General features: G+C 71.5%; 19 protein-coding genes. 10 read left to right on the top strand and 9 right to left on the bottom strand.

What is annotated here, in order from left to right:
* Nucleotides 1-16 precede the first annotated feature (16 nt).
* Together JYK18_RS06130 and JYK18_RS06125 are read left to right on the top strand one after the other, a co-directional pair.
* Nucleotides 17-343 carry a hypothetical protein gene (locus JYK18_RS06130; protein ID WP_206801178.1) on the top strand — a complete coding sequence of 109 codons (327 nt, stop codon included), beginning with the start codon at nucleotides 17-19 and terminating at the stop codon, nucleotides 341-343.
* 35 nt (nucleotides 344-378) lie between these two features.
* Nucleotides 379-738: a DUF6086 family protein gene (locus tag JYK18_RS06125; protein WP_206801177.1), complete on the top strand. Its 360-nt coding sequence runs from the start codon at nucleotides 379-381 to the stop codon at nucleotides 736-738.
* Here the strand turns inward: JYK18_RS06125 and JYK18_RS06120 are convergent.
* The 4 genes from JYK18_RS06120 to JYK18_RS06105 form a co-directional block, all read right to left on the bottom strand.
* Nucleotides 693-1,292 carry a DUF4291 domain-containing protein gene (locus JYK18_RS06120; protein WP_206801176.1) on the bottom strand — a complete coding sequence of 200 codons (600 nt, stop codon included), beginning with the start codon at nucleotides 1,290-1,292 and terminating at the stop codon, nucleotides 693-695. The two genes, JYK18_RS06125 and JYK18_RS06120, sit on opposite strands and share 46 nt — an antisense overlap.
* Nucleotides 1,293-1,530: 238 nt before the next feature.
* Nucleotides 1,531-5,307, bottom strand: coding sequence for an ABC transporter ATP-binding protein (locus JYK18_RS06115; RefSeq protein ID WP_374194990.1), 3,777 nt, complete (start codon nucleotides 5,305-5,307; stop codon nucleotides 1,531-1,533).
* A 72-nt stretch (nucleotides 5,308-5,379) separates the two neighbouring features.
* Nucleotides 5,380-6,264, bottom strand: a complete 885-nt coding sequence (locus JYK18_RS06110; protein ID WP_206801175.1) for an ABC transporter permease — start codon at nucleotides 6,262-6,264, stop codon at nucleotides 5,380-5,382.
* The gene (locus JYK18_RS06105; protein WP_206801174.1) at nucleotides 6,264-7,247 is read right to left on the bottom strand and encodes an ABC transporter ATP-binding protein; all 984 of its coding nucleotides are present in this window, start codon (nucleotides 7,245-7,247) and stop codon (nucleotides 6,264-6,266) included. Before JYK18_RS06105 ends, JYK18_RS06110 begins: the two co-directional genes overlap by 1 nt.
* Before the next feature lie 405 nt (nucleotides 7,248-7,652).
* Between JYK18_RS06105 and JYK18_RS06100 the strand changes: the two genes are divergently transcribed.
* Nucleotides 7,653-9,152 carry an MFS transporter gene (locus JYK18_RS06100; protein WP_206801173.1) on the top strand — a complete coding sequence of 500 codons (1,500 nt, stop codon included), beginning with the start codon at nucleotides 7,653-7,655 and terminating at the stop codon, nucleotides 9,150-9,152.
* Nucleotides 9,149-9,862, top strand: a complete 714-nt coding sequence (locus JYK18_RS06095) for a TetR/AcrR family transcriptional regulator (protein WP_206801172.1) — start codon at nucleotides 9,149-9,151, stop codon at nucleotides 9,860-9,862. Before JYK18_RS06100 ends, JYK18_RS06095 begins: the two co-directional genes overlap by 4 nt.
* Nucleotides 9,863-9,869: 7 nt before the next feature.
* Here the strand turns inward: JYK18_RS06095 and ald are convergent, their stop codons facing one another.
* Entirely contained in the window at nucleotides 9,870-10,982 is a 1,113-nt protein-coding gene (gene ald / locus JYK18_RS06090) for an alanine dehydrogenase (protein WP_206801171.1), read from the bottom strand.
* 159 nt (nucleotides 10,983-11,141) lie between these two features.
* On the opposite strand from ald, the gene JYK18_RS06085 reads away from it, so the two are divergent.
* From JYK18_RS06085 to JYK18_RS06075, 3 genes are all read left to right on the top strand, one after another.
* The gene (locus JYK18_RS06085; protein WP_206801170.1) at nucleotides 11,142-12,041 is read left to right on the top strand and encodes a zinc-binding dehydrogenase; all 900 of its coding nucleotides are present in this window, start codon (nucleotides 11,142-11,144) and stop codon (nucleotides 12,039-12,041) included.
* A gap of 75 nt (nucleotides 12,042-12,116) precedes the next feature.
* Entirely contained in the window at nucleotides 12,117-12,398 is a 282-nt protein-coding gene (locus JYK18_RS06080; RefSeq protein ID WP_206801169.1) for a hypothetical protein, read from the top strand.
* Nucleotides 12,395-12,829: a pyridoxamine 5'-phosphate oxidase family protein gene (locus tag JYK18_RS06075; RefSeq protein WP_206801168.1), complete on the top strand. Its 435-nt coding sequence runs from the start codon at nucleotides 12,395-12,397 to the stop codon at nucleotides 12,827-12,829. The genes JYK18_RS06080 and JYK18_RS06075 overlap by 4 nt, the downstream gene beginning before the upstream one ends.
* On the opposite strand, the gene JYK18_RS06070 is transcribed toward JYK18_RS06075, so the two are convergent.
* Nucleotides 12,802-14,355: a CdaR family transcriptional regulator gene (locus JYK18_RS06070; protein ID WP_206801167.1), complete on the bottom strand. Its 1,554-nt coding sequence runs from the start codon at nucleotides 14,353-14,355 to the stop codon at nucleotides 12,802-12,804. The genes JYK18_RS06075 and JYK18_RS06070 overlap by 28 nt on opposite strands.
* A 49-nt stretch (nucleotides 14,356-14,404) precedes the next feature.
* Nucleotides 14,405-14,926 (bottom strand): hypothetical protein, encoded by a 522-nt coding sequence (locus JYK18_RS06065; protein ID WP_206801166.1) that lies wholly within the window; start codon nucleotides 14,924-14,926, stop codon nucleotides 14,405-14,407.
* A 168-nt stretch (nucleotides 14,927-15,094) separates the two neighbouring features.
* Here JYK18_RS06065 and JYK18_RS06060 point away from each other — a divergent pair, with 168 nt between their 5' ends.
* Nucleotides 15,095-16,393, top strand: coding sequence for a bifunctional o-acetylhomoserine/o-acetylserine sulfhydrylase (locus JYK18_RS06060; RefSeq protein WP_206801165.1), 1,299 nt, complete (start codon nucleotides 15,095-15,097; stop codon nucleotides 16,391-16,393).
* A complete protein-coding gene (locus JYK18_RS06055) occupies nucleotides 16,390-17,475 on the top strand; it encodes a homoserine O-acetyltransferase (protein WP_206801164.1) in 1,086 nt (361 codons plus the stop codon). Before JYK18_RS06060 ends, JYK18_RS06055 begins: the two co-directional genes overlap by 4 nt.
* A 68-nt stretch (nucleotides 17,476-17,543) precedes the next feature.
* On the opposite strand, the gene JYK18_RS06050 is transcribed toward JYK18_RS06055, so the two are convergent.
* Nucleotides 17,544-18,032 carry a hypothetical protein gene (locus tag JYK18_RS06050; RefSeq protein ID WP_206801163.1) on the bottom strand — a complete coding sequence of 163 codons (489 nt, stop codon included), beginning with the start codon at nucleotides 18,030-18,032 and terminating at the stop codon, nucleotides 17,544-17,546.
* Between the two features lie 56 nt (nucleotides 18,033-18,088).
* Nucleotides 18,089-18,676 (bottom strand): TetR/AcrR family transcriptional regulator, encoded by a 588-nt coding sequence (locus JYK18_RS06045; RefSeq protein ID WP_206801162.1) that lies wholly within the window; start codon nucleotides 18,674-18,676, stop codon nucleotides 18,089-18,091.
* A gap of 164 nt (nucleotides 18,677-18,840) precedes the next feature.
* On the opposite strand from JYK18_RS06045, the gene JYK18_RS06040 reads away from it, so the two are divergent.
* Nucleotides 18,841-19,644: an SGNH/GDSL hydrolase family protein gene (locus JYK18_RS06040; protein WP_206801161.1), complete on the top strand. Its 804-nt coding sequence runs from the start codon at nucleotides 18,841-18,843 to the stop codon at nucleotides 19,642-19,644.
* The last annotated feature ends 24 nt before the right edge of the window (nucleotides 19,645-19,668 follow it).

Raw genomic sequence — 19,668 nt, 5'->3', positions numbered from 1 at the left:
TGGAGGTGGTTCTGCCGTGCAACGCTCCCGGTTCGCGGAGGTGGTGCGGATCCGCCTCGCGCGGGATCGGGAGCTGCTGGTCGCCGAGGGGCGGCTGGTGGGCTGGCGGCTCGCCGACGCCGACGATCTGCGCCTGATCGAATACCTGCGCCTCTTCGAGGACGGGCGGCTCGACGTGCTGCTGGCGGGCGGTCCCCGTGATCGACAAGCGCTGGTGGAGTTGCGCCTGCGATTGGCGGAGTGCCCGGCCGCCGGTTCGCCGATGGCGGTACTGCTGATCGGGCATATCGCGGAAATGCTCGCCGTTTTCGACCTCGAAGTGGACGAAACCGCTCTAGGATGAACCTTCTTTTCGCCGGGTTGGGTGGTGGAGTTTCGGTGAGCTGCGTTTTCGAAGTCGGTGAGGAAACGGTGTGGAACCCGGCGCTGCGCGTCGGCGAGACCTATCTGGCGCTGGCCGAGGGGCTGGCCGGACTGGTCGGGGTACCGACCGGATTCACCGCGATGGCGGCGGATTTTCACCGGGTGGACATTGTTCAATTCGATATGTTCACCCGGCACGTATTCCGCGAATATTTCCGGTCGGGTCACGAACTGCGCCGGACCATGGTGGACGGCGTGCTGCGGCCGTCGATCGTGATGCTGGTGCGCGGTGGTGGCCGGATCGAGCCGGACACCGAGGAGCAGCGCCTCTACTTGGCCGAGGCGGAGAAGCTGTCCGGCAGGATGCCGGTGTAGGGGCGCTCGTCCGGGAGCAGTGCCCGCGCGCGCTCCAGTTCGCGGTCGGCGACCAGGCTGCCGATCTCCTTCATGGTCGCCGTGACGTCGGTGATCGCGGTGATCCAGTCGTCCACGTAACGGCCGACGGCTTCACCTCGGAGTCCTATTTGGATGGACCGGTGGGGCAGCGGCTGGTGGTGGAGCCCGCGCTCGGGATCCCACTGGATGCGGACCGGCGTGGTCTGGACCTGGGCGGCCCAGGTTTCGCGGTCGGGGTGGAAGTCGGGGTCGAAGTGGCTCAGGGCGGAATGGCCGAGCGCCCAGGCAAAGCCCTCCTGGGTGAGGTCGAGCGCGAGTACGCGCTCCTGCCCGGGCTTGCTCGCCCAGCCGCAGCGGTAGGCCATCCAGAGAAAGGACGGTTTGATCCAGGTCATGCGCTCGCGCTTGAAGGGCGGCACGAAGGTGCCCGCCGCGAGCGCCGGCTCCGCGATGGCGGGGGAGTAGGCCTGGTAGACGCGGACCGTGCGGTCGTCGTGAAGGGCCCGGATTTCTCGGTACGGAATGTCTCTCATGTCCGCCATGGTGACAGCGATGATGGTGCCGGGGCACGCGGTTTTCCCTGGTGGAGCAGGTGAGCGGCCGCGCAGGTTGGTGCCGCGTGGCGCCCCTTGGCCGCGGCGACTCGGCTGCGGGTTCGAGGGCGGGGTGGTTTGGTGCTGGCCGTGGATGCGTGTGGGCCGGGCTCGTCAGGGCCAGGGCTTCAGCCGCCGGAACCCGGGCGTGCGGATACGGCAAGGCTGCCGCGGCTTGTTACTTGCTCAGCTCCCAAAGGCGCGAGTAAGGCCCCGAATTTGTGAGCAGTTCGTGGTGCGGACCCGTTTCGACGATGCGGCCGTGTGCCAGGACGGCGATGCGGTCCGCCCTGGCCGCGGTGGCGAGGCGGTGGGCGACAACGAAGGTGGTCCGCCGTCGGGCGATCTGGTCGGTGGCGGCCAGGACGGCCGCTTCCGTCGACGGGTCCAGGGCCGCCGTCGCCTCGTCCAGTAGCAGGATGTCCGGGTCCACCAGTTCCGCCCGCGCCAGTGCGACCAGTTGCCGCTGCCCCGCGGACAAGGAGCGCCCCCGTTCCCCCACCGGCTGCCGGAAGCCCTGCGGTAGGGCGGCAACCCCGTCCAGCGCACCGACCGCGCGCACCGCGGCCTCCACTTCGGCATCCGTCGCCGACGGGCGGCCGTATCGCACGTTGTCCGCGACCGTGCCCGAGAACAGGTGCGCCTCCTGCGGCACCACGCCCATCCGCCCCCGCAACGAGGTCAGGTCGTACTCCCGCACATCGACCCCGTCGATGCGCACCACCCCGTCGGTCACGTCGTAGAACCGCGCGACCAGCTTCACCGCGGTCGACTTGCCCGCGCCCGTGGCACCCACCAGCGCGATCGTCTCGCCCGCCCGCACGTCCAGCGACACCTCCGAGAGCGCCTGGGTGTCCGTTCCCGCGTAAGCGAAATCGACCGCGTCGAAGGTCACTTCGCCCCGAAGGCGCGCGGGGGCCGGTCGTGGGTTCGCCGCGGCGGGCACCGAAGTCGGGGTGCGCAGTAGGTCGCCGATCCGCTTCAGCCCCACCTTCGCCTGCTGGTACCCGTCGAACACCGACGAGAGCTGCTGGATCGGCGAGAAGAACTGCCCCAGGTACAACAGGAACGCCAGCAGCACCCCGGCCGACAGCGTCCCTTCCGCCACCCGGTTCGCCCCGGCCACCAGCACCACCGCCTCCGCGGTACCGGACAACATGGTCACCAGCGGGAAGTACGTGGCGATGTACCGCTGCGCCCGCAACCGCGACCGGCGGTACGCGTCGCTCTTGGAGGCGAACGACTCCGCCGAGCGCTCCTCGCGGGTGTACGCCTGCGCCACCCGGATCCCGGTGACGTTCTCCTGCATGTCCGCGTTGACCACGCTGACCCGCTCGCGTGCCTCGGTGTACGCCGCCGAAGCCAGCCGCCGGAAGATCACCGTGGCCACCAGCAACACCGGCAGCACGGCGAGCGCGTACAGCGCCAGCGAAACGTCGATCACCAGCAGTGCCACCGAAATACCGACCAGGGTCAGCGCGCTGACCACCGCGGTGGCCAGTCCGGTCTGCAGGAACGTGGACAACGCGTCCACGTCCGTGGTCATCCGGGTCATGATCTTCCCGGACAGCTCGCGCTCGTAGTAGTCGAGCCCGAGCCGTTGCAGGTGCGCGTAGCTGCGGACCCGCAGCGCGTACAACACGGTCTCGCCGCTGCGCGCGGTGAGCCTGGTCTGCGCGGCGATCACCAGCCAGTTCACCGCGATCACCAGCGCACCGATCCCGGCGACCACCCAGATCGCGGTCGCCGAACCGGCGACCACCCCGCGGTCGACCCCCTGCTGGTACAACGCGGGCAGCGCGATGCTGGCCGCCGCGTCCGCCGCCACCAGCGCGACCACCCCGGCCAGCAGCCAGCGCACCGGCCGCAGCATCGCGGCCAGCCGGAACCGCGGATCCGGCGCGGTCACGTCCATCCCGTCCAGCGACGGCTCGTCGCGCACCGGCGGCAGCTTCCGCACGCCCTCGATCAGTTCCTCGGTCGGCGGCAGGTCGAGCGAGCCGCTGCCGCGCGGTCCGCTCAGCGCCCGCGGGCTCGGCGTGGTCGTGCGCTGTCCGGCGGCGTCGGCCAGCCGGGCGATCTCGTCCTCGGGTTCGTCCTCCGGCCAGAGTTCCGGGGTGATCCCGCGCTCGTCGCGCCGCAGCGGCGAGCAGTGGTGCACCGCTTCGACGTCCTCACCGGGCCCGGCGACCAGCTCGCGGAACAGCTGGCAGCGCTCCTCCAACTCCTCGGCGGTCCCGACGTCGACCACGTGCCCCGCGTCCAGCACGGCGATCCGGTCGGCCAGCGCCAGCGTCGAACGCCGGTGCGCGACGAGCAGCGTGGTGCGCCCGGCGGTGACCGAGCGCAGGGTCTCGTGGATCGCCGCCTCGGTGACCGTGTCCACCGCGGACGTGGCGTCGTCCAGCAGCAGTACGCGTGGATCGGTGATCAGCGCGCGGGCCAGGCCCAGTCGTTGCCGCTGCCCGCCGGACAGCGTCAGCCCGCGCTCGCCGACGAGGGTGTCGTACCCGTCCGGCAGCGCTTGGATGAACTCGTGCGCTTCGGCCGCCTTCGCCGCCGCGACGACCTCCTCCTCGGTCGCGTCCGGCTTGCCGTAGGCGATGTTGTCGCGCACCGACGAGGAGAACAGGAACGCCTCCTCGAACACCACGCCGATGGCCTGCCGCAGCTCGGCGAGCCGGAGGTCACGGACGTCCTCCTGTCCGATGTGGACAGACCCGGCGTGCACGTCGTAGAACCGCGGCAGCAGCAGCGAGATGGTCGACTTGCCGGACCCCGCGGTACCCACCAGCGCCAGCGTCTCGCCCGGTCTCGCGTGCAGCGACAGCCCGTCGAGCACCGGTTCCGCACGGGTGTAGCCGAAGCGGACGTCGTCGAACCGGATCTCCAGCGGACCGGACGGCAACGGCCGCGCGTCCGGCTTCTCGACCACCTCGGGCTGCGCGTCGATCAGCTCGTACACCCGTTCCGCGCCCGCGCGGGTCAGCTGGGCCTGCACGATCAGGCTGGACAGCATCCGCGCGGGACCGATCAACGCCGAGACGTAGGTGGCGAAGGCGAGGAACGTGCCGAGGCTGACCTGCCCGTTGAGCGCCAGCACGCCACCGACGCCGAGCACCGCGACCTGCCCGGCGGCGGGCAGCGCGGCGGTGGTGGCGGCCGGGAGTGAGGACAGCCGGGCCGCCCGCAGGCGCTCGCCGAAGAGCTTCCGCGCGGTGCGTTCCAGCCGGGCGACCTCGCGCGCCTCCTGGCCGAAGCCCTTGACCACGCGGACCCCGGTGACCGTCTCCTCGACGTGCTGCGCGAGATCGGCCGCGCGCTGCTGCGCGGACCACGTCGCCGGGAACAACCGCTTCCGGCTCAACGCCACCACGATCGCCACGGCCGGCGCCACCACCAGCGCGATCACCGTGAGCAGCGGCGACATCCACAGCATCGCGCCGAGCGCGAGCAGGGCGAAGATCACCGAACCGGCGGACAGCGGGACCTGCATCAGGATGCTGACCACCAGCTGCAGATCGGTGATCGCGCGCGAGGCGATCTGCCCGGTGCGCAGGGAGTCCTGCTTGCCGCCGTCCAACCGCGACACCGCGCCGAACACGGCCTGGCGCAGGTCGTGCTGCACGTCGAGGGCGAGCCGCCCGCCGACGTACCGGCGCAGGAAGGCGGTCCCGAAGCTGAGCGCCTGCAACCCGATCAGGAACCCCGCCAGCAGGCCGAGCCGCGCGGTTTCGCCCGCCACCGCGTCGTCCACCGCGGACCGCACCACCAGCGGCCCGACCGCCTGCAACCCGACGCCCAGCACGGCGGCGCCCAGCGACAGCACCACCAGCGCGCGGTGGCGCCAGCAGGCCGCGGCGAGCCGCCGGATCCAGCCGGTCCGGCCGGTGGACGGGGCTTCCGCGGGCGCCTCGGTGCGAGGACTGCGAGGACGGGGTGGGGCAGTGGTCACGATCGCCAGGCTAGGCGCGTGCACCGACAATTGCCGCCGAGTGTCCGCTCGGACACCCGGCGGCGGTCGAACTCAGGTGATGTCGCGACGCTGGTTGACCAGCCAGCCGCCGACGAAGAAGATCGCCGTCCAGCCGGCGAAGATCAGCGCCGAGGCCCACCACGAGAAGGCACCGGGCGCACCGGCGGCGTACTGCAGCGCCCACTGGAGCTCGTCGTCGAGCCCGGGCAGGGTCACCCCGGCCGCGCCGAAGGCCTCCGCCCCGATCGCGCCGACGATGCCGTTGACCGTGCCGTTCGGCAGGATGCCGCCGATCCAGGTCACGTCCAGCCAGCCGAAGGCCACGATGACCAGCAGGTTCTCCACGATCAGCAGGTAGATGACCAGGGTGATGACGCTGCCCACCACGCTGTTCCACATCGCGCCGACCCCGATGCCGAACAGGGTGGCCAGCACGGTCGCCAGGATGCCCGCGCCCAGCACGCCGAGGAACTGCGGTGCGCTCGGCATCAGCTGGCTGTCCACGGTCAGCACCGTGCCCAGCGAAGCCGCGCCGACCAGCACCACGCCGTACAGCACGCCCCAGGCCACGTAGGTGATCATCTTCGCGGTCAGCGCCATGCCGCGGTTCGGCGCGGTCAGGAAGGTGGTGGTGATCGTCTTCTTCGAGTACTCCCCGGCCAGCGCGAACACGCCGAAGATCACCGGGAACAGCGTGCCCACGTTGATGCCGTGCGCCATCGCCAGCAGCCCGACCGGCCACTCGCCGACGTTGATGCCCAGCATGCTGGTCAGCTCGCGGGTGTCCGAGCTGCCGAGGAAGTCGGCGAAGTCGTTGGTGGTGAAGCCCCAGCCGAGCGAGAAGACGAAGGCGAACAGGATCGCCGGGATCAGCAGGCCCCACCAGCTCTTGGTGGACAGCGTCTTGCGGAACTCCGCCTTGATCAGCCTGCCCATCAGCGCTGCCCTCCCCAGTACTGCTGCTGCTGTTGCTGCTGGGGCGGCGGGCCCCAGCCCGGCGGTGGTTGCTGCGCGCTGAACTGGCCCGCGGTCAGCTGGAAGAACAGCTTCTCCAGGTCCGCGGTCTCCTCGCGCAACCCGTAGATCGCCACGCCCTGCGCCAGCGCCAGGTCGCCGACCTGCCGCGCGGTCGCGCCCGCCACGGTCAGCCAGCCGTCCGGCATCGCCTGCACGTCCGCGACGCCCGCCTCCTGCAACGCCGTGCCCAGCTTGTTCAGGTCCGAGGGCAGCACGACCACGCGGGCCTGCTGCGAACCGCGCAGCTGGTCGACCCGGCCGTGGTACATCGTCTGCCCGCGGCTGATGATGACCACCTGGTCGATGGTCTGCTCGACCTCGGCGAGCAGGTGGCTGGAGACCAGCACCGTGCGCCCGCCCTTGGCGTAGGACCGCAGGAAGGTGCGCAGCCAGGCGATGCCCTCGGGGTCCAGCCCGTTGGCGGGTTCGTCGAGCACCAGCACCTGCGGATCGCCGAGCAGCGCGGTGGCCAGTGCCAGCCGCTGGCGCATGCCGAGCGAGAAGTCGCCCGCCTTCCGGTGCGCCGCCGAGCTCAGCCCGACCAGGCCGAGCACCTCGTCCGCGCGCTGGTCCGGCACGCCGATCGCGGCGGCGTAGACCAGCAGGTGGTTGCGGGCGGTGCGCTTGGGGTGGAAGCCCTCGTTCTCCAGCACCGAGCCGACCACCCTGGCCGGGTTGCCCAGCTGGTCGTGCGTGCGGCCGTTGATGGTCGCCGTGCCCTGCGTCGGTTTGACCAGCCCGAGCAGCATGCGCAGGGTGGTGGTCTTGCCCGCCCCGTTCGGGCCGAGGAAGCCGGTCACCGAACCCGGCTCCACCACGAAGCTCAGGTTCTGCACCGCGGTCACCGGTCCGAACTGCTTGGTGAGGTTCTGCACCACGATCCGGCCACTGCCGTCGTGCATATCGCCCCCGATCGTCGGCTTGCTGTGGGTGGCATCCTGCCGTACGCGCCCGCGCGCGGCGCGATCTCGGTCACTTTCGGCCGCGCCGGTTCCGACCGTCCAGACTGGAGCCGACGGCGAAAGCGCAGGTCGCGGCCGTCCCACTGGGACTTTCACCAGACCGCGGCGCTTCGCGTGGACAACTAATCACGAACTCATCCGCACCCCGGGGGGCGAAGCGCGGCGGGAGTGCCTAGACTGTGCCTTGGCGGCCCGCTCCCAGTGACCCCCAGGCTGGTTGAGCGGGCCGCCGCTTCATGTCCGCGGTCTGTTCCCGCGAAGAAATCCGCTCTCCGAGAACCCGGGTGGCTTCCGCGCGCCCGTCCTCGTACGGTGTAAGGGAGTCGTACACCGTAAGGGGAGGCCATGACGCAACTGTCGCCGGCCGGCCAGAGCACGTCGCACCCGCGCCGCTGGGTGATCCTCGCCGTGCTCTGCCTGGCCCTGCTGGTGGTGTTGCTGGACAACACCGTGCTCAACGTGGCCATCCCGGCCATCACCGATTCGCTCGGCGCCACCACCGCCGAGATCCAGTGGACGATCAACGCCTACTCGCTGGTGCTGGCCGGACTGCTGCTCACCACCGGTTCGCTCGCCGACCGCTTCGGCCGCAAGCGCGCGCTGCTGCTCGGCCTGGTGCTGTTCACCGGCGGTTCGGCGATCGCCGCGCTGGCCCAGACCCCGCTCCAGCTGATCCTGGCCCGCGGTGGCATGGGCATCGGGGCGGCGTTGCTGATGCCGAGCACGCTCGCCGTGCTGATGCAGATCTTCGACGAGAAGGAACGCCCGAAGGCGATCGCGGCCTGGTCCGCGGTGGCCTCGCTGGGTTTCGCGCTCGGCCCGGTGATCGGCGGCACGCTGCTGGACCACTACTGGTGGGGCTCGGTCTTCGTGCTCAACCTGCCGGTCGGCGCGATCGCCATCACCGCCATCGCGCTGCTGGTGCCGGAGTCGAAGGCACCCACGAGCCGTCGCGCCGACGTGCCGGGCGTGCTGTTGTCCGTGGTGATGAGCGTGGGCGTGGTCTACGGCATCATCTCGGTGCCCGAGCACGGCTGGACCTCGGGCCAGGTGCTGGTCCCGCTGGCGGCCGGACTGGCCGCCGGGGCCGGTTTCATCGCCTGGGAACGCCGTGCCGCCGAGCCGATGCTGGACCTGGCGCTGTTCCGGAGCCCGCGGTTCACCGGCGCGGTCGCCAGCAACGCGCTGGTCGCCTTCGCCATGGGCGGTTCGCTGTTCCTGTTCACCCAGTACCTGCAGTTCGTGCTCGGGTACTCGCCGCTGGAGGCGGGGTTCCGGGTGATGCCGCTGGCGCTCAGCGTGCTGGTGGTGACCCCGTTCAGCCCGAGGATCAGCGCGCGGATCGGCGTTCCGGCGACCATCGCGTCCGGGCTGACCGTGGTCGGCGCCGGGTTGCTGGCGCTCAGCTTCGTCACCACCGACAGCGGCTACGGGCCGACGCTGCTCGGCCTGGTGCTGGTCGGCGCCGGGGTCGGGGTCGCCATGCCCACCTCGGCGAACGCGCTGATGGGCGCGATCCCGCGGGAACGCGCCGGGATCGCCTCCGGGCTGACCTCGACGCTGCAGGAACTGGGCACCTCGCTGGGCGTGGCGATCCTCGGCAGCGTGGTGGCCGCGCGGTTCGCCGCCGAACTGCCGTCGTTCCTGCCGGAGGGGGTGGAGCGGTCGGTCGGCCTCGCGCTCCAGGCCACGGGCGGCGTGCCCGAGGTGGTGCGTGACGTGCGGGACGCGTTTGTCTCCGGCATCTCGACGAGCCTGCTCTGCGGTGCGGTGGCCGCGGTCGCGGCGGGTGCGCTCGCCTGGGTCCTCCTGCGCCGGGAGGGCGCCGATAGGGTGAATGGGTGACCGATGAGGGACCGCTGCTCGACAGCATCTGGCTGACCGACCGGCGGCCGTCGACCTCTCGGCAGCCGGGGCTGACCCGCGAGCAGATCGTCGAGGCGGCCGTGGCGGTGCTCGACGCCGACGGCATGCAGGCGCTGTCGATGCGCAAGCTCGCCGCCCGGCTCGACGTGGCCCCGATGTCGCTCTACTGGCACGTGCCGACCAAGGACGCGCTGCTGGAACTGGCGTTGGACGCGGTGTCCGGGGAGATCGCGCTGCCGCCGGACGACGACCACTGGGCCGACCGCCTGCGCGCGATCGCCGGTGGGCTGCGGGAAGCCGTGCGCGCGCACCCCTGGACCGCGATGGTCTACGGCGTGATGCTGAACGCCGGCCCCGAGGCGATGCGCGTGTACGACGCCTTCGTCGGCGCGCTGGAGGACTCGCCGCTGCCGCGCGAGGAGATCGCGCCGGCGGCGGGAGTGCTGAACAACTACATCTACGGCTTCATCGTGAACGAGATGAAGTGGAGCCAGCGCGTGGCCGCGCACGGGCGGACCCTGAACGAGGTCAACGCCGACGTGACCGCCCGGTTCACCGAGGCCTACGGCGACCGGTTCCCGCGGATCTCGCGGTACCTCGGCCTCACCGACGGGGTGAACCCGGACGAGCTCTTCGAATACGGCCTCGCCCGGATCCTCCGCGGAATCGCCGCCGAGGACCCGGGCTAGGGGGCCGTCACACGACCTGTGACAGCGGGGTGTGGGGGAGTCCGTGCGCGACGGCCACCGGCTCGTTCGTCAGCTGGCCGGCGTGCGTGTTCAGGCCCTTCGCCAGGCTCGCGTCCGCGCGCAGGGCGGCCTGCCAGCCCTGGTCGGCCAGCGCCACCGCGTACGGCAGGGTCACGTTGGTCAGCCCGTAGGTCGAGGTGCGCGGCACCGCGCCGGGCATGTTCGCCACGCAGTAGAACACCGAGTCGTGCACCTGGTAGGTCGGCTCGTTGTGGGTGGTGGGGCGCGAGTCGGCGAAGCAGCCGCCCTGGTCGATCGCGATGTCGACGAGCACGCTGCCCGGCTTCATCCGCGACACCAGGTCGTTGGAGACCAGCTTCGGCGCCTTCGCGCCGGGGACCAGCACCGCGCCGATCACCAGGTCGGCCTCCAGCACGGCCTGCTCCACGGAGAAGGCGTTCGAGGTGACCGTCCGGATGCGGCCGCCGAAGTCGTTGTCGATCTGCCGCAGGCGGTCGACGTTGGTGTCCAGGATCTCCACGTCCGAGCCGAGGCCGAGGGCGACCCGCGCGGCGTTGAGCCCGGCCACCCCGCCGCCGATGACCACCACGCGCGCCGGGTGCACCCCGGGGATGCCGCCGGGCAGCACGCCGCGGCCACCGCTCGGCTTCATCATCGCGTAGGCACCGACCTGCGGGGCGAGGCGTCCGGCGACCTCCGACATCGGCGCGAGCAGCGGCAGCGCGCCGTTCGGGGTCTGCACGGTCTCGTACGCGACGGCGGTGGTGCCCGCCTTCAGCAGCGCCTCGGTCAGCGACTGGTCGGCGGCCAGGTGCAGGTAGGTGAACAGGGTCTGGTCGGCCCGCAGCCGGTGGTACTCCTCGGCGATCGGCTCCTTGACCTTGAGCACGAGGTCGCCCTCGGCCCAGGTGTCGTCGGCGCTGGCGACGATCTTCGCGCCGGCCGACAGGTACTCCTCGTCGGTGATCGCCGAGCCGAGCCCGGCGTCGGCCTCGACGAACACGTCGTGACCGTGGCGGGTCAGCTCGTGCACCCCGGCCGGGGTGAGGGCGACCCGGTACTCGTGGGTCTTGATCTCACGGGGGACGGCGATCCGCACGGCTGCCTCCTGGGCGGTGGTTACGAAGGTGCTCTGCTTCACGGTGAAGCACTCGGACGGCGGTGTCATCGTGCTGGCCGGACAGGATTGACCCCGGTTCATGGTTTTCGCAGCACTACTCTTGACCTCCACCGAGGTGGAGATTGTTGAGTTGTCCGCATGCGAGCGGTGTGGCTGGGGGAGTTCGGCGGGCCCGAGGTGCTCGTCGCGGGGGAGGCACCGGAGCCGGTGGCCGGACCGGGTGAAGTGCTGATCGACGTCGAGTTCGCCAACGTGACCTACGTCGAGACGCAGTTCCGGCGCACCGGCTTCGGGCCGTTCGGCTCGGAGCTGCCGGTGATCCCGGGCAACGGGGTCGGCGGGCTGGTGGACGGCAAGCGCGTGGTGAGCAGCCTGCGGGGGAGCGGCGGGTACGCCGAGCGGGCGGTCGCGCCGGCGGGGAACGTGCTCGAGGTCCCGGCGGAGCTGGACCTGGCGGAGGCGGTGGCGCTGCTCGCGGACGGGCGGACCGCGCTGATGCTGAGCCGGGCCGCGGCGCTGCGACCGGGGGAACGCGTGCTGGTCGAGGCGGCCGCCGGTGGGGTGGGCAGCCTCCTCGTCCAGCTCGCCAAGAATGCCGGTGCCGAGGTGGTCGCGGCGGCGGGCGGGCCGGAGAAGCTGGCGCTGGCGAAGGAACTCGGTGCCGACGTGGCCGTCGACTACCGCGTGCCCGGCTGGGCGCCACCGGTGGACGTGGTGTTCGACGGTGTCGGCGGGGAGATCGGCCGGGCCGCCTTCGAGGCGGTGCGCCCGGGCGGGCGGATGTTCGTCTTCGGGCAGGCCGGCGGGGAAGCCGCCGAGCTCGGGGACGCGGCGGAGCGGCGGGTCCGGGTGGAACGCGGTCCGCTGGCGAAACCGGAGGAGATGCCGGAGCTGTCCCGCCGTGCACTGGCCGAGGCGGCCGCCGGGCGGCTGCGGCCGGTGATCGGGCAGCGCTTCCCGCTCGACCGCGCGGCGGACGCGCACGCCGCCATCGAAAGCCGGGCCACGCTCGGCAAAACCCTGCTGGAGGTCCGGTGAAGCTCGGGGTCTACCTGAACGGGTCCACTGTGGACTCCTTCGTGAAGCACGCGCCAGGCCGCGGCGGCCCTCGAAGTGCTGCCGGACCCGGTGGCGGGCAAACCGGCCACTGTGGACGGTGTGGAGTTCGCGCTGGCGCCGGGGATCACGGTCAACCTCAGCCTCGCGGTGGGGCCGGTGCTCGACGCGCAGGTCCGCTCGCTGACCGGGTACGGCATGACCGCGACACAGGCCAGGGACTCGCTGGTGACCGGCAGCCCGGCGCAGGTCGCCGAGCGGCTCGCCGCGATGCCGTTCACCCCGGACCGGGGCGAGCAGATCGAGCTGCTGGGCGAGGTCGCCGGACTGCTGCGGTGAGCCCGTTCGACGTCGACGCCTTCCTGGCCCGGCCGCTGACCGCCAGGGTCGCCGCGGCCGGGCCGAGCGTGCGGCCCACCTGGTACCTCTGGGAGGACGGCGCGTTCTGGATCCTCACCGGCCCGTGGTCGCGGCTGCCGTCGCTGGTCGAGCGGGATCCGGCGCTGGCGCTGGTGGTCGACGTCTGCGAGCTGGACACCGGACTGGTGCGTCAGGTGGTCGCGCGCGGCGAGGCGGAGCTGCTGCCGTTCGACGTCCCGCGTGGCAGGCGGAAGCTGAGCCGCTACCTCGGTGACGACGAATCCCGGTGGGACGAGCGGTTCCGCGCCTACCTGTACGAGGACGCGCGCTGCCGCTGGCTGCGCCTCCGGCCGTCGTCGCTGCGCGCGGTCGACCTCAGCTATCAGGCCCAGCGCAACGCGACGAGCTGAGTGAGCAGCGCGAGGCGCACGTCCGGGTCGTCGAGGTCGATCGGCACCAGCTCGCCCAGTTTCCGCATGCGGTACCGCAGGGTGTTGGGGTGGATCCGCAGCGACCGGGCGGCCGCGCGCGGATCGCCGGGGTGGCGCAGCCATTCGTAGAGGGTGTCGGTGTAGTCCGTGCGGTGGGCGTCGTCGTAGGCGCGGATCGCTTGCAGGGGCCCGAGTTCGGCCACCTTCGCGGCTCCGGCGGCGGTCGCCGCGCGGTGCAGGGCGAGCGCGGTCCACGCCTCGTCGAAGCTGACCACCCGGCCCGGCACCAGCCCGGCGCGCAGCAGGCCGAAGGCTTCCTCGGCCTCCGCGCGGGACCGCGCCAGGTCGGCGACCTCGCCCGCCCCGCCCGCGGCCACCCGTGGCGCGCCGCGCTTGGTCTTGGCCTGGGCGAGGACCTCGCGCAGTTCGGCCCAGGCGTCGCCGTCCGGGACGACCGCGTAGAGCAGGCCGGCCAGTTCGGTGGCCACCGGCCGCCACCCGATGCCGCTGGAGATGCGTTCCAGCAGCGCCAGCCTGCTGCCCTCGGCGTTGCGGGAGCCGTCCTCCGGGGTGTCGATCACCACCACCCGGTGCGGCACCTCGGCCAGGTCCAGTTCGGCGACCGCCTTGCGCGGGCTCGCCTTGCCCTGGAGGACCGCGCGCAGCAGTTCGGCGCTGGCCCGGCGCTGCGCGTCGGCGTGCGCGCGACGCCGCAGCAGGTGCAGCGCGACCACCGGGGCCGCGTCGGCGAAGGCCGCGGCCCGCTCGTCGGACACCGGCCCGCGCACCACCGCCCACATCGAGCCGAGCAGCTCACCACCCATCCGGATGGGCACGATCAGCCGTGGCAGCGTGCCGTCGCGCTGCTCGGGCACGAAGATCGTCTGGCGGCCGCGGGACAGTTCGCGGAACACACCGCGGGACCGGAACCGCGCCAGCACGTCGTCCGGGATGCGGCGGCCCATGATGGTCGACACGCGCGCGGGGTCGGTGATGTCCTGGCGGGCGGAGTAGGCGAGCACACGGGAGTTGGTGTCCTCGATGGTGACCGGCGCGTCGACCACCGCCGCCACCGCGTCGGCCAGGCGGAAGAGGTCACCGCCGCCGGGGTCGCCGCCGTTCTCCGGGGCCTCGGCCTCGTCGGTCAGCGCGTCGAGCACGGTCCGCAGCAGCCACACCAGCTGCGCCCACGAGGTGGCCGCGCTGACCTCGATCAACGCGATGTCAGCGGCCTTGGCGGCCCGCTTGACCGAGGGCTTGGCCGCCAGCGGCGGTTTGAACAGGACCGCCGCCGCGCCCTTCTCCGCACTGCACCGGACCAGGGTGACCGCGTCGGCCGGATTGGTCACCGCCACCGCGAGCACCAGGTCGCCCGCGGCGAGGTGGCCGGGCGTCCCCGGCTCCGCGATCACCACGTCCGCGACGGCGGGCGGGTCGTCGGGGAGCATCAGGGCGTGCAGCAACGTGGGTCCCACCCGATCGACCACCGTGCGCACGGACGCCATGGGGGAATCCTCCGGGCTGGCCGACGGCCGCCGCAACTCGCCGCCCCGGTCAGGCGCTCACGCGCGTCCTCGCCGGTGGCACCGGTGTGGCGGCGGGCCTGATCTTCCCGCCGGGTTTGAAGAACGACAGCAGGGTGGCGATCAGCAGCAACGTCAGCCCGGCGCTCATCGCGGTCACCAGCATCACCGCGGTGTCGCCGATCGGCTCGCCGCGGGCGGCCAGGTCGGCGGCCTCGGCGAACTTCGGGACCACGGCCAGGTTGCCGCCGATGGTCAGCGCGAGGGTGATCGCGATCTTCACCGCCACCCACCAGTACCGCACCAGCCCCCACTTCGTGCCGAGGCTCAGCGCGATGCCGGAAACCAGCGTGAGGAGGCTGGCGGGCAGGTAGAAGATCTCGCCGAGCGTGCCGGCGCTCAACTGCACCCCGCCCGCCACCGCGGTGTCGTCGGTGAGCAGGCCGACCGCGCCGAGCGCGACGATCGAGAGTTCCACGCCGATCCAGCCGATGGACGCCACGACGTGGGTGAACAGCAGCCACTTGCGGGTGTTGGGACGCAACCTGGTCATGTGCTCCAGGATCACCGCGTACCGGCGTCTCGTCGTCGTGTCCAGAGCGGCTTCGCGGCCTACGCCCGAAGGTGTACCCGGCTCCCACGTCGTGAGAGGCGGTTGGGTCGACCGGACCCGGTGGCTAGCTTCGGGGCAAATCCCCTTCTGCCGCGAGGAGTCCCGACGATGACCGACGGCTGGTCCTTCGAAACCAAGCAGATCCACTCCGGCGCCGCCCCCGATCCGGCCACCGGGGCGCGGGCCACGCCGATCTACCAGACCACGTCGTACGTCTTCCGCGACAGCCAGCACGGCGCCGACCTGTTCAGCCTCGCCGAGCCGGGCAACATCTACACCCGGATCAACAACCCCACCCAGGACGTGCTCGAACAGCGCGTGGCCGCGCTCGAAGGCGGGGTGGCGGCGCTGGCCTTCGCGTCGGGCACCGCGGCCACCAACGCGGCGATCCTGAACCTGGCGAACTCCGGCGACCACTTCGTCTCCAGCCCGTCGCTCTACGGCGGTACCTACAACCTGTTCCACTACACGCTGCCCAAGCTCGGCATCGAAGTCACCTTCGTCGACGACCAGGACGACATCGAGCAGTGGAAGGCGGCGGTCCGGCCGAACACCAAGCTGTTCTTCGCCGAGACGCTGGCGAACCCGGGCAGCAACGTGCTCGACATCCGGGCCGTCGCGGACGCCGCGCACGAGGCGGGCGTACCGCTGGTGGTGGACAACACCATTCCCACGCCGTACCTGCTGCGCCCGATCGAGCACGGCGCCGACGTGGTGATCCACTCGGCGACCAAGTACCTCGGCGGCCACGGCACCACGATCGCCGGCCTGCTGGTCGACGCCGGCACCTTCGACTTCGGCGCGGACCCGGCGAAGTTCCCCGGGTTCAGCGAGCCGGACCCGAGCTACAACGGCCTCAAGTACTGGGAGGCGCTCGGCCCGGGGGCCTACGCCGCGAAGGCCCGCGTGCAGTTGCTGCGCGACACCGGCGCGGCGATCTCGCCGCTGAACAGCTTCCTGATCCTGCAAGGGATCGAGACGCTCTCGCTGCGCATCGAGCGGCACGTGTCGAACGCCAAGGCGCTCGCCGAGTGGCTGGAGGCGCGGGACGAGGTGGAGAAGGTCTACTACGCCAGCCTGCCGTCGTCACCGCACCACCAGGCGGCCCAGAAGTACCTGCCCGGCGGTGCGGGCGCGGTGCTGTCGTTCGACCTGCGTGGCGGGGTCGAGGCGGGCCGCAAGTTCGTCGACGGGACCGAACTGCACAGCCAGCTGGTGAACATCGGGGACGTGCGCAGCCTGATCGTGCACCCGGCGAGCACCACGCACAGCCAGCTCTCGCCGGCGGAGCAGCTCGCTTCCGGGGTGACGCCCGGCCTGGTGCGCCTGGCCGTCGGGCTGGAGGGCATCGAGGACCTGAAGGCCGATCTGGAAGCCGGGTTCAGGGCGGCCAAGGCGGCTCTGTGACCGGTGCCTGGCGCCCGGGTGATCCGCCGGGCCGTCGTCGCTGGGTCACCCGTCGCGACGCGGTCCGGCTGGAGGGCGGTGCCGAACTGCCCGGGTTCTCGCTGGCCTACGAGACCTGGGGCACGCTGAACGCCGACGCGTCGAACGCGGTCCTGATCGAACACGCGCTCACCGGGGACAGCCACGTCGCCGGTCCCGCCGAGGACGGCCACCCCAGCGCCGGCTGGTGGGACGCGCTGGTGGGGCCGGGCCGTCCGCTCGACACCGACGAGTTCTTCGTGGTGGCGCCGAACGTGCTGGGCGGCTGCCAGGGTTCCACCGGACCGTCCTCAGTGGACGCGTCGGGGCGGGCGCTGGGCAGCCGCTTCCCGGCGCTGACCATCCGCGACCAGGTGCTGGCCGAGACCTTCCTGGCCGACGAGCTGGGCATCGTCAGGTGGGCGGCGGTGCTGGGCGGGTCGATGGGCGGCATGCGGGCGCTGGAGTGGGCGGTGGGGCACCCGTCGCGGGTGGCGGCGCTGCTGGTGCTTGCCGCCCCGGCGGCCGCGTCGGCGGACCAGATCGCGTGGGCCGCGCCGCAGCTGCACGCGATCACCGGCGATCCGCACTGGCACGGCGGTGACTACTACGGCACCGGGGAGAGCCCCGACCACGGCCTCGGCATCGCCCGGCGGATCGCCCACGTGACCTACCGCAGCGAACCCGAACTGGCGCAACGTTTCGGACGAACCGGACAGGGCGACGGCCGGTTCGCCGTGGAGTCCTATTTGGACCACCACGCGGTGAAGCTGGTGCGGCGCTTCGACGCGGGCAGCTACGTGGTGCTGACCCGCTCGATGAATTCGCACGATGTGGGACGCGACCGGGGTGGCATCGCCGCGGCGCTCGCGCGGGTCACCGCGCGCACGGTGGTCGCCGGGGTGGACAGCGACCGGCTCTACCCGCTCGCGCAGTCGGTGGAACTGGCGGCGGGCATCCGGGGCGCGGGGGAGGCCGCGGTGATCCACTCCCCGTACGGGCACGACTCGTTCCTGATCGAAACCGCCCAGATCGCCGCGCTGCTCAAGCCGCTCCTGACCTAGCCCGTGCAGTGAATGTGGCTTTCACTGCGCCTGATGCAGTGAAAGCCACATTCACTGCACGGGGGTGGTCAGTCCGACAGGGCGTCGGAGATCCAGTCGGTGACCGGGAGGTCCCGGTCAAGGCACTCGGTGGACAGCCGGATCGTCCAGCGCAGTGCCTGCAGCACCAGGCTGTCGACCTCCTCCGGGGCCGCGCTGGACAGCGCGATCTCCAGTTGCTCCTGCGCGGCTTCGCTGTTCCCGTGCACCTCGGCGAGCAGGGTCCGCACGGCCGTGCGGACCGGCGGGTCGGCCTGGTCGATGGAGACCTCTTCCCCGGCCTCGTCGAACACCTGCACCTTGACCGGCGCGGTACCGCCGTCCCCGAGGGTGGCCACCATCGTGCTGCACTCACCGAAGAGCAGCAGCATCAGCTCCCGGGTCTCGGGCATGCCGGCGCTCGCGGGCGCCAGCTGGTCCAGCGCGTCCGCGTCCTCGCCGAACCGCATCGCCACCAGCGCGCGCTGCGCCTTTTCCACGAGCCGCTGGTGCTCGTCGTCGCTCCTGTCGGGCTGCACGTGCCTATCAAACACCAGCACGGCCGCATTGGGGACCACTCCCCGGTGAGCGTCTGTCACCGCGCGGCGCGGAGTGCGCCCAGCGCCAGCCGTTCGAGCAGCTCGGCCAGTTCCTCGTCAGCCAGATAGCGGTTGTGCGGGGTCGAGTTGATCAGGCCGAACACGGCGTGTGCCGAGGACCGGGCGTGGGTTTCACCGACCTCGGGCACGGTTGCCCTGATCGCTGCCACCCACAGTTCCACGTACTGGCGTTGGAGCGCGCGAACCTGTTTGCGGTCGGTGTCGGTGAGGTTGGCCAGGTTCCGCTCCTGGACGGTGATCAGCGCCGGCTGGGTGAGCGCGAAGTCCACGTGGAACTTCACCAGCGCGTCGAGCAGGGGCGCCCCGGTGCGCTGCTCGGCGAGCTCCTTGCCGCCCTCGAGCAGGTACCGGCTGATCGAGCCCAGCATCTCGCCGAGCATCGCGTCCTTGCTGCGGAAGTGGCGGTACAGCGCGGGGCCGGAGATGCCCACGGCGGCGCCGATGTCGTCGATCCCCACGCCGTGGAAGCCGTGCCTGGCGAACAACTCGGCGGCGGCGGCCAGGATCTGCTCGCGCCTGCTGGCCTTTTCGCCGTGCACGAGCGGGGTCGGGTGCGCTGGCATCAGCCCATCGTAGAGCAGCAGGTTAGCGATCGCTAACAACGGGGCAAACCGGGCGCGCGACTTTTGGGCTGGGCCACTCGGGTTACGTCACAAAAGCGTGCTTCCCCGTGTTTTTCCCACGTGGTACTTGTTCTTTCACGTTGGGGGCTCACGAAGGAGTGACGATGGTCTCGTCCGACCAGAAAACGACCCTGCCCGTTTTGAGAGCGCTGACCGTGGCCATCGTCGCCGGTCTCGCGCTGCTCGGCTTCACCGTTCCCGCCTCGGCCGCGACCAGCTACGCGGCGCTCGGCGACTCCTACTCCTCCGGGCTCGGCGCCGGCAGCTACGGCGATTCGGGTTCCTGCAAGCGCAGCGCGAACGCCTATCCGAAGCTGTGGGCCAGTGCGAACGGCGCTTCGCTGAACTTCCTGGCCTGCTCCGGCGCGCGGACGCCGGACGTGCTGAGCCAGTTGGACAAGGTCACCTCCGGCACGAACGTCGTCACCGTCTCGGTCGGCGGCAACGACGCCGGGTTCGTCGACGTGATGACCGACTGCACCCTCGGCTCCGACCAGGCCTGCGTCGACCGGGTTGCCGAGGCCAAGGCCTATGTGAACGGCACGCTGCCGGGCCTGCTGAACGGCGTCTACACCAAGATCAAGCAGAAGGCGCCGAACGCGAAGGTGTACGTGCTCGGCTACCCGCGCTTCTACAAGGTGCCGGGCTCCTGCAACGTCGGCCTCAGCGACACCAAGCGGGCCGCGATCAACTCCGGTGCCGACACGCTCGCCTCGGTCACCTCCGCGCGGGCTTCGAGCGCCGGCTTCACCTTCGTCGACGTGCGCGGGGTGTTCACCGGGCACGAGATCTGCGCGGCCGACCGCTGGCTGCACAGCCTGACCTGGCCGGTCGAGGAGTCGTACCACCCGACCGCGAACGGGCAGAAGCTCGGTTACCTGGCCGCGTTGAACTCGGCTGCCGGCTGAGTCGTCCAGCTCACCGGATCGCCG

This window comes from Amycolatopsis sp. 195334CR, assembly GCF_017309385.1.
Lineage (GTDB): Bacteria > Actinomycetota > Actinomycetes > Mycobacteriales > Pseudonocardiaceae > Amycolatopsis.
This window is presented reverse-complemented; position numbering and strand designations above follow the sequence as displayed.

Excerpts from the sequence above, each read along its gene's own strand:
- JYK18_RS06060 (WP_206801165.1), top strand. The coding sequence starts at position 15,095 with ATGACCGACGGCTGGTCCTTCGAAACCAAGCAGATCCACTCCGGCGCC.
- JYK18_RS06110 (WP_206801175.1), bottom strand. The coding sequence starts at position 6,264 with ATGGGCAGGCTGATCAAGGCGGAGTTCCGCAAGACGCTGTCCACCAAG.
- JYK18_RS06070 (WP_206801167.1), bottom strand. The coding sequence starts at position 14,355 with ATGGCGTCCGTGCGCACGGTGGTCGATCGGGTGGGACCCACGTTGCTG.
- JYK18_RS06065 (WP_206801166.1), bottom strand. The coding sequence starts at position 14,926 with ATGACCAGGTTGCGTCCCAACACCCGCAAGTGGCTGCTGTTCACCCAC.
- JYK18_RS06040 (WP_206801161.1), top strand. The coding sequence starts at position 18,841 with ATGGTCTCGTCCGACCAGAAAACGACCCTGCCCGTTTTGAGAGCGCTG.
- JYK18_RS06105 (WP_206801174.1), bottom strand. The coding sequence starts at position 7,247 with ATGCACGACGGCAGTGGCCGGATCGTGGTGCAGAACCTCACCAAGCAG.
- JYK18_RS06120 (WP_206801176.1), bottom strand. The coding sequence starts at position 1,292 with ATGAGAGACATTCCGTACCGAGAAATCCGGGCCCTTCACGACGACCGC.
- JYK18_RS06085 (WP_206801170.1), top strand. The coding sequence starts at position 11,142 with ATGCGAGCGGTGTGGCTGGGGGAGTTCGGCGGGCCCGAGGTGCTCGTC.
- JYK18_RS06100 (WP_206801173.1), top strand. The coding sequence starts at position 7,653 with ATGACGCAACTGTCGCCGGCCGGCCAGAGCACGTCGCACCCGCGCCGC.
- JYK18_RS06045 (WP_206801162.1), bottom strand. The coding sequence starts at position 18,676 with ATGCCAGCGCACCCGACCCCGCTCGTGCACGGCGAAAAGGCCAGCAGG.